The organism is Clostridium magnum DSM 2767, assembly GCF_001623875.1.
Classification (GTDB): domain Bacteria; phylum Bacillota; class Clostridia; order Clostridiales; family Clostridiaceae; genus Clostridium_AM; species Clostridium_AM magnum.
The window spans coordinates 1290155-1302172 of sequence record NZ_LWAE01000001.1; the positions used below are offsets into that span (position 1 = coordinate 1290155).

The 12018-nt window shown below is 31.4% G+C and carries 10 protein-coding genes; 7 read left to right on the forward strand and 3 right to left on the reverse strand.

The features are described from left to right. The first annotated feature begins 41 nt into the window (after window positions 1–41). From xerD to scpB, 6 genes are all read left to right on the forward strand, one after another. A complete protein-coding gene (gene xerD / locus CLMAG_RS06200; protein ID WP_066619448.1) occupies window positions 42–920 on the forward strand; it encodes a site-specific tyrosine recombinase XerD in 879 nt (292 codons plus the stop codon). Between the two features lie 32 nt (window positions 921–952). Then, window positions 953–2140 (forward strand): phosphopentomutase, encoded by a 1188-nt coding sequence (locus CLMAG_RS06205; RefSeq protein ID WP_066619451.1) that lies wholly within the window; start codon window positions 953–955, stop codon window positions 2138–2140. 50 nt (window positions 2141–2190) lie between these two features. Next, window positions 2191–3495 (forward strand): pyrimidine-nucleoside phosphorylase, encoded by a 1305-nt coding sequence (locus CLMAG_RS06210; protein ID WP_066619454.1) that lies wholly within the window; start codon window positions 2191–2193, stop codon window positions 3493–3495. 157 nt (window positions 3496–3652) lie between these two features. Further along, window positions 3653–4855 (forward strand): D-alanyl-D-alanine carboxypeptidase family protein, encoded by a 1203-nt coding sequence (locus tag CLMAG_RS06215; RefSeq protein ID WP_066619456.1) that lies wholly within the window; start codon window positions 3653–3655, stop codon window positions 4853–4855. 215 nt (window positions 4856–5070) lie between these two features. Further along, window positions 5071–5829, forward strand: a complete 759-nt coding sequence (locus CLMAG_RS06220) for a segregation/condensation protein A (protein ID WP_066619458.1) — start codon at window positions 5071–5073, stop codon at window positions 5827–5829. Then, window positions 5819–6406 carry an SMC-Scp complex subunit ScpB gene (scpB, locus tag CLMAG_RS06225; protein WP_066619460.1) on the forward strand — a complete coding sequence of 196 codons (588 nt, stop codon included), beginning with the start codon at window positions 5819–5821 and terminating at the stop codon, window positions 6404–6406. Before CLMAG_RS06220 ends, scpB begins: the two co-directional genes overlap by 11 nt. A gap of 61 nt (window positions 6407–6467) precedes the next feature. On the opposite strand, the gene ytfJ is transcribed toward scpB, so the two are convergent. Both ytfJ and CLMAG_RS06235 read right to left on the reverse strand, forming a co-directional pair. Further along, window positions 6468–6950 (reverse strand): GerW family sporulation protein, encoded by a 483-nt coding sequence (gene ytfJ, locus CLMAG_RS06230; RefSeq protein WP_066619461.1) that lies wholly within the window; start codon window positions 6948–6950, stop codon window positions 6468–6470. A 20-nt stretch (window positions 6951–6970) separates the two neighbouring features. After that, entirely contained in the window at window positions 6971–7423 is a 453-nt protein-coding gene (locus CLMAG_RS06235; protein WP_161486937.1) for a DUF2953 domain-containing protein, read from the reverse strand. Between the two features lie 247 nt (window positions 7424–7670). Here CLMAG_RS06235 and CLMAG_RS06240 point away from each other — a divergent pair, with 247 nt between their 5' ends. Continuing rightward, the gene (locus CLMAG_RS06240) at window positions 7671–8807 is read left to right on the forward strand and encodes a D-alanyl-D-alanine carboxypeptidase family protein (protein ID WP_066619465.1); all 1137 of its coding nucleotides are present in this window, start codon (window positions 7671–7673) and stop codon (window positions 8805–8807) included. A 276-nt stretch (window positions 8808–9083) separates the two neighbouring features. Here the strand turns inward: CLMAG_RS06240 and CLMAG_RS06245 are convergent, their stop codons facing one another. Continuing rightward, window positions 9084–11225, reverse strand: a complete 2142-nt coding sequence (locus tag CLMAG_RS06245; RefSeq protein ID WP_066619469.1) for a sodium-translocating pyrophosphatase — start codon at window positions 11223–11225, stop codon at window positions 9084–9086. Window positions 11226–12018 lie beyond the last annotated feature (793 nt).

Sequence of the window (12018 nt, forward strand, 5' to 3'; positions counted from 1 at the left end):
ATTAGATCTGAATAAAATGCTTAAAAGGGTAGGAGAAAACTATGAGTAACCTTTTATTAAAGTATATTGAAGAGTTGGAAAAGAAGCACGTAAGTAAAAATACATTAGATGCGTATGTAAGAGATATTAGTAGGTTTAATAATTTTATAAAACAAAGAAAAGAGAAAATAACAGAAATTGAAATAGTTTCAGTTATGGCCTATGTTCAATATTTGCAAAAGGAAGGAAAGGCTGCATCATCTATTGTGAGAAATATAGTTTCCTTAAGAAATTTTTATAAATATCTTATGAAAAAAGGTATTATTAATGAAAATCCTGTTGTAGATTATGAAATACCTAAAATTAAACATAATATACCGAAGATTTTGACGATTGAAGAGGTAGACAAGTTGCTTTCTGCACCAAGTTTAAGCATAAATAAAGGTATAAGAGATAAAGCTATGCTTGAGGTTGTGTATGCCACAGGAATGAAAGTAACAGAACTTTTGAATTTAACAATATATGATATAAATTTAAAATTATCTTATATTAAGTGTAAGGGTTCAAAAAATCAGGAAAGGATAATACCTATAGGGTCTTTTGCGGTAAAATGTCTTGAAGAATATTTAAGAATAAGGCCAAAGATAAATATTTATAATTTGGATTTACTTTTCTTAAATTTAAAGGGTGTTCAAATGACTAGACAGGGATTTTGGAAAATAATTAAGTATTATGCAGACGAAGCCCATATAGATACAAATATCAATGCCTTTACACTTAGACATTCTTTTGCGGTACATCTTTTACAGAATGGAGCAGATATAAAATCAGTTCAAGAACTTTTAGGACATAAAGATATGTCTGCCACACAGATATACTCTAGCATTTCCAGAAAGAATAAAATTGCAGAGGTGTATAAGAAATCTCATCCCAGGGCATAAGAATCTTAGTAACATATGAAGGGAAGGTAAGTATGAAGAGAAGGATTATATTAATCGTACTTGATAGTGTAGGTATAGGGGAACTTCCAGATGCGAAGGATTATGGTGATGTGGGGAGTGATACTTTAGGAAATATATCAAGGGCTGTTGGTGGAATAAGGTTGCCTAATATGGAGAATATAGGTCTCGGTAATATAACAGGTATAAAAAATATTGTTGATGTCGAACAGCCAACAGGTGCCTTTGGAAAATGTGCAGAACTATCTATTGGTAAAGACACGGTAACAGGTCACTGGGAAATTGCAGGCTCAGTATTAAGAAAGCCTCTTAACACTTATCCAAATGGATTTCCAGAAGATATTATTAAAGAGTTTGAAAATAAAATAGGTAGAAAAATAATTGGTAATAAGGTAGCTTCCGGGACAGAGATAATAAAGGAATTAGGAGAAGAGCATATAAAAACTGGATATCCAATAGTATATACCTCTGCCGATAGTGTTTTTCAAATAGCTGCTCATGAAGAGATAATTCCGTTGGAAAAACTATATAAAATGTGTTCGATAGCAAGAGAAATGTTTATAGGGGAGAAGGCAATAGGTAGAATAATTGCTAGGCCTTTTATTGGCAAAGTTGGCGAATTTACAAGAACACCTAATAGAAAAGATTTTGCGCTAGATCCCTTTGATAAAACTATGTTGGATTATATGAAAGAAAAAGGTTTGGATGTTATTGCTGTAGGTAAAATTGAAGATATATATAATAAAAGAGGTATAACAGAGGCAGTTCATATAAAAAACAATATGGATGGTGTGGATAAAACCTTAGAATTCATGAAGAAAGATAACAGGGGTATTATTTTTACAAATTTGGTTGAATTTGACATGCTTTATGGTCATAGAAATGATGTTCAGGGGTATGCTCAAGCGTTGATGGATTTTGACAATAGAATGCCTGAGATCATATCTTTTATGAGGGATGAAGATATACTAATATTAACTGCAGATCATGGCTGTGATCCTACAACGGTTAGTACAGATCACTCTAGAGAATATATACCAGTACTTATATATGGTAAAAGAATAAAAAGCGGTATAAATATTGGCATAAGAAAAAGCTATTCAGATATTGGAAAAACTATTTTGCATTTACTAAATGTGGAGAATGATTTATACGGGGAGAGTTTTGCAAATAAAATATGGAATGGTATAGACTATCTTTAATATAGAAAGAGGGGTGAGTTTACTTTATATAATTTATAAAGTAGTTAGCTATGAGAATGTATGATTTAATTCTTAAAAAGAGAAACGGTGAAGAACTTAGTAGGGAAGAGATAGATTATTTTATCGAAAATTATACAAAGGGAACTATTCCGGATTACCAAGCATCAGCCTTCATAATGGCTGTATTTTTTCAAGGGATGAATAGAAGGGAGACTGCAGATTTAACCGTGGCTATGGTTAAATCTGGGGATGTCTTAGACCTTTCTAAGATTGAAGGTATAAAGGTAGATAAGCACAGTACTGGTGGTGTTGGAGATACAACTACATTAGTACTTGCTCCTATGGTTGCATCTTTAGGTATACCTGTAGCAAAAATGTCAGGAAGAGGACTGGGACATACAGGTGGTACTATTGATAAATTAGAATCATTTAAGGGTTTTTCGGTAGATATGCCTGAAGAAAAGTTTATAGATAATGTAAATAAAATAAAGATGGCCTTAGTTAGTCAAACTGGAGAGCTGGCACCTGCAGATAAAAAATTATATTCATTAAGGGATGTTACAGCAACAGTTGACAATGTGTCTTTAATAGCATCTAGTGTAATGAGTAAAAAGATAGCGGCTGGTGCTGATGCTATTGTTCTTGATGTTAAAGTAGGGGATGGAGCATTTATGAAGACTTCTGAAGCTGCTTTAGAGTTAGCGAATGAGATGGTTGGCATAGGTAAGAGTGTGGGAAGGAATACTGTAGCAGTAATATCAGATATGGATCAACCCTTAGGATTTGCTATAGGCAATGCCTTGGAAGTAGAGGAGGCTATAAATACTTTGAAAGGAACAGGGCCTAAAGATTTATTAGAGTTGTGTCTTGTATTAGGAAGCAATATGGTAGTTCTTGCAGAAAAGGCTAAAACTTTAGAGGAAGCTCGAGCTATGCTTGCTGAAGTTATAGAATCTGGTAAAGCACTAAATAAATTAAAAGAATTTGTTGCGGCACAAGGTGGAGATGCATCTTGTATTGATGATTCTGGAAAGCTTCCAAAAGCTAAATATGTTATACCGGTAGTAGTTGATAAAGACGGTTATGTAAGGAAAATCAATGCTCAGAGAATAGGGCTTATTGCTATGGAACTTGGGGCAGGCAGAGCTACAAAAGAAAGTGTTATAGATTTATCAGTAGGTATAGTCTTAAATAAAAAAAGAGGAGATGAGGTTAAAAAAGGTGACATTATAGCATATGTACATAGCAGCAGTGAAGAAAAAGGAAAAAAAGCATCAGAAGATATATTAAATAATTATGTTATAGAGTCAAAATATGAAAATAATATTCCGCTTATCTACAATATAGTCAGATAACAAATATATTGTTCAAGTTTAAAGGTTAAGAAAAAACACAACATTAATTCCGATGAATTAGTGTTGTGTTTTTCTTAGCATTAGGTGTATTAAATATTTCTGTGATAATATTATTAAATTCGGGAGAAAATACACTTAAAGGAAGGAGGAAAAAAACATGAAAAAGAGAAAAAGACTTTTAATAAGCTTGGTGTTAATCTTAATTTTTACTATAGGTATTTTTGTTAGACCAGTTAAAGCAAATCCAACTCAGGGAGCTAAGCAAGATACCAAAGCTGAGGAAAGTGGCTTAAATGTAGATGCCAGATCTGCTTTGCTTATGGAACCGATAAGTGGAAAAATAATTTATGAAAAGGGCTCTCATGAAAAATTACCGCCAGCCTCTGTTACGAAGATTATGACTATGCTTTTAACAATGGAAGCTGTAGATTCTGGTAAAATAAAAATGTCTGATAAGGTTACAATAAGTGAAAACTCAAAAAAAATGGGCGGAAGTTCTATGCTTCTAGATACAGGAGAAGTTAGAACAGTAGAAGAACTAATTAAAGGTATAGGTATTGCTTCTGGTAATGATGCAGCAGTAGCAATGGCAGAATATTTAGCAGGTAGTGAAGAGGCATTCGTAAAACTTATGAATGAAAGAGCTGAGCAGCTTGAAATGAAGGATACATCCTTTAAAAATTGCACTGGATTAAGTGCACCAGGTCATGTAACTACAGCTTACGACATATCCTTAATGTCTAGAGAGTTATTAAAACATCCTACAATATTAAAATACACCGGAACATATATGGAAACTATTTCTGAAGGAAGAAAGAGTCCAATAGGACTAGTAAATCATAATAAACTAGTTAGGTTTTTTAAGGGTTGCGATGGTTTAAAAACAGGATTTACAGATGAAGCAAAGTACTGTATATCAGCGACTGCTACAAGAGATGGAGTCAGAATGCTTACAGTAATAATGGGTTCGCCGAGCTTTAAGGTAAGAAATAAAGATGCTAGTATGCTCATGAATTATGGTTTTTCAAAGTATGATTCTAAAAAAGTCTTGACTAAAGGAATGGATGTTGAGAAAGTTCTATTAAATAGTAAGGGTGATAGATTCTTCATGGCTAAGGCTGAAGAAGACCTAAATGTAATTATGGAAGAAGGTAGAGATAGTAAAATAACTAAAAAATGTATTATAGATAAAGACAAAAAAGAATTTAAAGCACATGAAGTAGTTGGTTATTGTGAAGTATACGTAAATGGAGAACTAGCTGGAAAAGCTAAACTTTATAGTGATAGAGATATAAAGAAAGCAGGTATTTTAGGCAACCTGAAGGATAACCTTGGTAGAATCTTAGATAATGGTATTTAGGGTAAGTATAAATAAATTGAATAATGATGATATTAAAGAAATGGTTCATGAAGAAATATTCTTGCATGAACCATCTGTTTTTTCTGTAAAATAGTTGACTTAATTACTAATGCTGTGGATAATTAAGAGTTGTAAGGACTGAAGTGTAAACTTGAATTCAGATGGCACTATTTGTATAATGAAAAATATTTGTAGTTTAATTTAGGAGAGAATATATGTCTTTAAATATAAAAATAGAGAATTTTGAAGGACCTTTTGATCTACTCCTTCACTTAATTAAAAAAAATAAGATGGATATATCCGATATAAAGATATATGAGATTACCAATCAGTACCTAGAGTATATACATACTATGGAGGAGATGGACCTTGAAATAACTTCTGAATTTATAGTTATTGCAGCAACCTTAATTGAGATAAAGTCAAAACTACTTCTTCCAAAATCAAAAGATGATGAAAGTGCTGCGGATTTAGATGAAAAAGACTCGGAAAAAGAATTGATAGAGAAACTAATACAATACAAGAAGTTTAAGAATGCAGCATTATTTCTGAAGGAAAGAGAACAAGGCGCAGGAAGGATATTTAGTAAAAAGCCTGAAATAATAGAAGAAAAGAAGAAAAATGTAAACCCAAAGGATTTTCTTGAAGGGGTTAGTATACTGAAGTTGTACGAGCTTTATAGTAATTTAATAACAACATATAGAAATAAGATAAATAGTTCTAATGTTATAAATAAAGAAATTCCTATAGATAAATTTAAAATTGAAGATAAAATGGAGTATTTAAAAGAAAATATACAAATCGGTAAAAAAGTACTATTTTCAGATATTATAAATGAATGTACATCAAAAATAGAGGCGGTTGTAACCTTTCTTGCATTACTAGAGCTTATGAAATTGAGGTATATAATAGTAGTTCAGGAACAGAATTTTACAGAGATTTATGTGGAAAGGACAAATGGAGATGAAGAATGAGGATATAAACCAGATTGAGATAGAGGACGCTTCTCCAAGAAGTATTTATTTTTCGATAATAGAATCTTTATTATTTGTGTCTGGAGAACCATTAGAAATTAAGCAAATAGCATCCATATTAGAATGTAGTGTAGGTTTTACCAAGGATTTACTTAGTGAAATGATGAAACTATATAATGTGAAAAATAGAGGGATAAAAATAATAAACGTTAATAACAGCTATAGTCTTGTCACTAAATCTGAAAATAGTGATTATATTGAAAAGCTATTGGGTAATAATTCAAGACAGTCATTATCACAAGCAGCTTTAGAAACTTTGGCAATTGTTTCATATAAGCAGCCTATAACAAGAATTGATATAGACGAAATAAGAGGGGTAAAAAGCGATAGAGCTGTTTCAAATCTAGTAGAAAAAGGACTGATTAAAGAATGTGGAAGATTAGAAGTTCCAGGAAGACCTATATTATATGGTACTACTGATGAGTTCTTAAAGTATTTTGGCCTTGAGAATATTGAACAAATGCCTGTTCTTGATGAGATTGTTGGACTAATAGATTCAAAAGAAACTAATGATTAAATACAATATTTAAAAAAACTCAGAATGGAAACTTAAACCTTCCATTCTGAATTTTTAATAGTTATCTAGCATCTGTTGTCATAGTATGATCATTTTCTAAATTTTCAACAGGACAGCCTTCTTTGATATCATCTTTTTTTTGTTCACAATCCTTATCGGGTTTCTTGTCTTTACATGCTACCATTCCTTTAATATAATCCATTAACTGAGGAACAGAATCAACTATTTTATCATAAGTATTCTGATGGTCTAAGGATAAAAGTCTTATGGAATCCCCTTTAGTAACTAAGAATGCAACTGGTTTTACTGTTATTCCGGCACCTGAACCACCTCCAAAAGGATATTTGGATTCAATTTTTTCTCCAGTTCCATTATTGAACTCACTTCCACCGGAAATAAATCCGAATGAAACCTTAGATATTGGAATTATTAAAGAGCCATCCTTTGACTCAACAGCATCTCCAACTATGGTATTGACATCTATCATGTCTTTAAGATTTTCCATGGTACTTTTTAATAGATTTTCTATAGGATGATTATCCATTATGAAATTCCTCCTTGTAACTATGTATTAGCCAGATTTTCCTTGTTACTCTCTTTAAGGTGTCTATAAGTAATAAGGGACATATAAATAACTTTCGCCAAATTAATAAAAATTATACTATCAATTTCTAACTTTAGAATAAATTTGTTAAACTCCGGTTGTGCTTCAATATTATTTTCACTGATTTTAAAAAACAAACTTAGGAATTGGACTAACATTGGGTAAAATGAGGTAATTATTCCATGAAGTAAAGCGGTATAAGCTGCATTGTCAAGACCGTATATCAGATCCAATTTGAGTTTGAGTACAGGTTTGAATTTAAGCTTTTTTCTTAAAGTAGAGAAGGTTTTTATACTGTTACCAAAGTTATGTACTCGATCTGGTTTATCTTCAACTATATGTTTAGTTTTTCTTTTAATATGACGGAGTATATTATTTAAGTTTATATTATAAAGATAAAAATCTAACTTCATATCAATATATTTCACCTTAATTTTAATGGGTATTGGTATTATAAATAAAAGAATTAAAATACATAAAATCCAAATAAATAGCATTGTGAATCCTCCTGATTGCTCTCCATTACTATTTTAACCATATACCACATTAATATAACTTTAATGGAAAAAATTTAAAGACTAATTTAGTGGTTTTAAGAAAAAATATACTATAGGAATTATTAAGTTATTCAAATTAACGTTCAGAGGAGGATAATGAGCGATGAGAAAAAGAGTTAGAGACATATGTGCTTTTATTTTATTTATATTTTTAGTAGCTTTATGTGATCCATGTAAAACTAAAGCTTTAACAGTAAATAATAAAGTTTTAATTAAAACTATAAGTAATAGCTTGAATGTAGATGCAAGATCTGCAATCGCATTGGATAGTAAATCCCAGGTAGTATTATATGAAAAAAATGCATATGAATTAGTACCAATGGCAAGTACTACAAAGATTATGACAACATTGGTAGCATTAAAATATGGTGATTTAGAAAAACAAATAGAGATATCTTCAAAATCAGCAGGTATCCGGGGATCAACTGTTGGATATAAGAAGGAAGAAAAGATAAAATTAAAAGAGCTATTATTCGGATTGATGCTTAGATCAGGTAATGATGCAGCAATAGCTATTGCAGAAGGCATTAGTGGAAGTGTAGAAGAATTTGCAAAGCTTATGAATGAATATGCTAGCGAAATTGGTGTTATTAATACTCATTTTCAATCTCCTCATGGTCTTGATAGTGATGAGCACTATACTACAGCTTATGATTTAGCGGTTGTTACAGCAAAGGCACAAGAAAATAAGCTTTTTAATGAAATTGTAAGTGCTAAGGATATAGATGGGAAAGCTTATGGATTTACAAGAAGCTATCATAATATAAATAAAATACTATGGGAAGTTCCTGAGGCTGATGGTGTAAAAACAGGCTATACAGGTAAGGCAGGAAAGTGTTTGGTTAGCTCAGCTAAAGTACAAGGAAGTAATGTTATAGTAGTAGTTTTAAATTGTACCCCTAGATGGAAAGAAACTAAAAAAATTTATGATTATGTAGGTAAGAATTACGAATTTAAAAAAATGTTTTCAAAAGGTGATAATGCAGGAGAAGTAAGCTTAGATAAAGGTACTTTAACCTTGCAATGTGCAGAGGATATAATCATACCAACAAAACATGGAGTTGAATATACTGTTAAGGTTCTCAAACCAGAAAAGATAAATCATACTATTAATAAAGGAGATAAAGTAGGAACTTTATGTATATTGGCAGATGATCAGAAGATATATAGTAATTACTTAGAAGCAGCAAACACACTTAAAATAAAGAAGTTCCCTAAATTTTTTTTCTTTGGAAGGTAAATGACTTAGAAAGTTAACTTGAGCAAGGTATTCCTGTGGATATCTCTTCTGCACTGTTAACAATTTAAAGCTATCTCTAAGGCTCGCACCAAAGAAAATTAATAAAATTAAATAAACTCGCTGTCGCTCAGACAATATTTAATTTTATAAATTTTCTAAGGTGTTTCGCTAAGAGCTAGATTTAAATTGTTAAATGTGCTCTCAGAGATCCCAACAGAAATACCTAATATTAAGTTAGCTTTCTAAGTTTGATATCATGAACTTTTGTTAGATTTCCTAGCTAAATAGAGCAACTAAAACTAAAGTTAAGGTACTAATAAGTTTTATAAGAACATGTAGAGATGGTCCTGCAGTGTCTTTAAATGGATCTCCTACGGTGTCACCAACAACGGCGCCTTTGTGAGTTTCTGATTTTTTGCCACCTAAATTTCCTAATTCAATATATTTTTTAGCGTTGTCCCAAGCTCCACCACCATTATTTAAGAACAGAGCCATAACTACGCCGGTTATAGTACAGACTAGTAAGAAAGCAGCAGCGGCCTCTTTACCAAGAATTACACCTACTATTATTGGTGCACTGATAGGTATGATTCCAGGCAGTATCATTTCTTTTAGAGCACCTTTAGTAACTATGTCAACACAATTTGCATAATCCGGTTTAGATTTACCCTCTAAAATTCCAGGTAATTCTTTAAGTTGTCTTCTAACCTCTAAGATAACATATTGAGCAGCTTTTCCTACAGCTCGAATGGCAGTAGAAGTAAAAATAAATACTACCATAGCACCTAAAAAAGCGCCTATGAATACATCTGTTTTGCCAATATCTACAGCAAACCAAGAATCTAACGGTTTTCCTAAGATTTTTTTTACTTGCTCTAAATAAGCAAAGAATAATAGAAGAGTTGCAAGTGCTGCGGACCCTATAGCATAGCCTTTTGTTAAAGCTTTTGTGGTATTGCCGCAAGCATCTAGTTTATCAGTTATAAGTCTTATCTCCTCTGGTGCTCCAGACATTTCGACTATACCACCGGCATTATCTGTAATAGGACCAAAAGTATCCATGGCAAGAATATATGCACAAGTAGAGAGCATTCCTATAGTGGCTATGGCAATACCGTAAAGGCCACTGTTAGATACACCTACAAGTGCTAATTCGCCAAATTTATAGGATGCAAAAATAGCTATTGAAACACTTAGCACAGGAAGAACTGTGGATTCCATACCTACAGATATACCTGTAATTATATTGGTTGCTGCACCAGTTTGGGATGAATCTGCTATAGATTTTACAGGCCTATATTTATATGAAGTATAATAATCTGTTATTACAACAAATATATAGCTTAGAGCTATACCTATAAATGCACAGAAGTATAAATATAAATAGTTTATTTCACCACCGTTAGGAAGTTTTCCTGAAAACATGGACTTAGTAAGGAAAAATAAGAATATAAGATTTAATACTGTTGTTATTAAGTAACCTTTATATAATGCGGACATAGGATTATCTGTATTATCATCAGCTTTTACAAAAAATAAACCAATTATAGAAGATATAATTCCTAAAGCACCTGTAACAAGAGGAAATAAAATACCCTTCCAACCGAAAATAGGATAGAGTGCAACTCCCAGAATCATAGCAGCTATATTCTCAGCAGCTGTAGATTCAAATAGATCGGCACCTCTTCCGGCGCAATCACCTACATTGTCCCCAACTAAATCAGCTATAACAGCAGGATTTCTAGGGTCATCCTCTGGAATTCCTGCCTCAACTTTTCCCACTAGGTCAGCACCTACATCAGCAGCTTTAGTATAAATTCCCCCACCAAGTTGAGCAAAAAGGGCAACAAAAGATGCGCCAAAACCAAAACCGACTAACAGAGAAGGCGCTTCCTTTATCAAGGAATCACTGCCGGATAACCCGCCGTATATTAAAAATAATGTAGTTACACCTAAAAGTGAAAGTGATGTTACAGCAAGACCGGTTACAGCGCCACCTCTAAGAGCAATGGTTAAGGCAGAATTTAACCCTTTTTTGGCACCAGCAGCAGCTCTTATGTTAGAATTTACTGCCATATACATTCCTATATATCCAGATATACCTGAACATAGAGCGCCGGTAACAAAGGCAACCCCAATGTGCCATGCATATCGAATAGCTATATCGGAACCTTTAGATAAATTTCCGTAGAAATTTGATATGACTATTAATACTGCAGTTATTAGAGCTAAAGAAAAGATTGTTTTATACTGTCTTTTCATAAATGCCATAGCACCTTCACGAATGGCATTCGAGATGTTCTGCATTTGATCAGTGCCTTTGTCCTGAGAAAAGATAAATTTAATTAGAAAGACTATAAACAAAGAAGCAATAATAATAGAAGCAAAGATAATAAAAAGGTAAAGACTCAATTCCATCAACCCCTTTTAAATATGATAATAATTATAAAATTAATAAAAAAGAAAGTGATTTGTAAAAAGTACGTAGTATAAGCTATATGTTACTATAAGTAAAAATATGCCTAATTATTAGATATGAGTATCAAATTAGTATTAATTTAAATATAGACACATATGTTGTAAAATATATTAACAAATTATTATGATATAAGTATAAAAAAAATATAACAACAAGGTGTATAGTACTATAATAAGCATAATTTTATATGGCAACTGTTATGAAAAAATGCAAAAAAAAACTATAACACTTTTATAAAATCTGCATTAATATTATTTATTTGTACAATTTCACACTTTATTGGCACAAAAAATGAATTATAAAAAAATAAAAATTGCAAATTTGAATTTATTGTTAAAATTTACACATAATCCATTAAAGAAATTTTTAGTAATAATTATTTTACAAAATGTGATAAAAAAATAACAAGAGTATTGCTAGTTAATTTTTTATCTAACAATACTTTTGTTCAGTGAATTTTAAAGAAAAATAATGAAAAGAAATATATTAGGATACAAACAATCAGTATTCTGAAAATTATAAAGATTTATCATTCAAAAAAACTAAAAATTTCATATTTTCAAAGTATAGTATGAAATTTTAAAATATTTATGTTCATTATTTAGAAAATTCACAAAATTATATTGCTAGATTTTACAAGGATTTTCACCTTTATTATTTGCCGAAATATTAACTGAAATTAGCAATGTTCAAAAAAATAGAAACATATTTTTTTGGCAAACGTTTACTAAA

Excerpts from the sequence above, each read along its gene's own strand:
- xerD (WP_066619448.1), top strand. The coding sequence starts at position 42 with ATGAGTAACCTTTTATTAAAGTATATTGAAGAGTTGGAAAAGAAGCAC.
- CLMAG_RS06205 (WP_066619451.1), top strand. The coding sequence starts at position 953 with ATGAAGAGAAGGATTATATTAATCGTACTTGATAGTGTAGGTATAGGG.
- CLMAG_RS06210 (WP_066619454.1), top strand. The coding sequence starts at position 2,191 with ATGAGAATGTATGATTTAATTCTTAAAAAGAGAAACGGTGAAGAACTT.
- CLMAG_RS06215 (WP_066619456.1), top strand. The coding sequence starts at position 3,653 with ATGAAAAAGAGAAAAAGACTTTTAATAAGCTTGGTGTTAATCTTAATT.
- CLMAG_RS06220 (WP_066619458.1), top strand. The coding sequence starts at position 5,071 with ATGTCTTTAAATATAAAAATAGAGAATTTTGAAGGACCTTTTGATCTA.
- scpB (WP_066619460.1), top strand. The coding sequence starts at position 5,819 with ATGAAGAATGAGGATATAAACCAGATTGAGATAGAGGACGCTTCTCCA.
- ytfJ (WP_066619461.1), bottom strand. The coding sequence starts at position 6,950 with ATGGATAATCATCCTATAGAAAATCTATTAAAAAGTACCATGGAAAAT.
- CLMAG_RS06235 (WP_161486937.1), bottom strand. The coding sequence starts at position 7,423 with ATGAAGTTAGATTTTTATCTTTATAATATAAACTTAAATAATATACTC.
- CLMAG_RS06240 (WP_066619465.1), top strand. The coding sequence starts at position 7,671 with ATGAGAAAAAGAGTTAGAGACATATGTGCTTTTATTTTATTTATATTT.
- CLMAG_RS06245 (WP_066619469.1), bottom strand. The coding sequence starts at position 11,225 with ATGGAATTGAGTCTTTACCTTTTTATTATCTTTGCTTCTATTATTATT.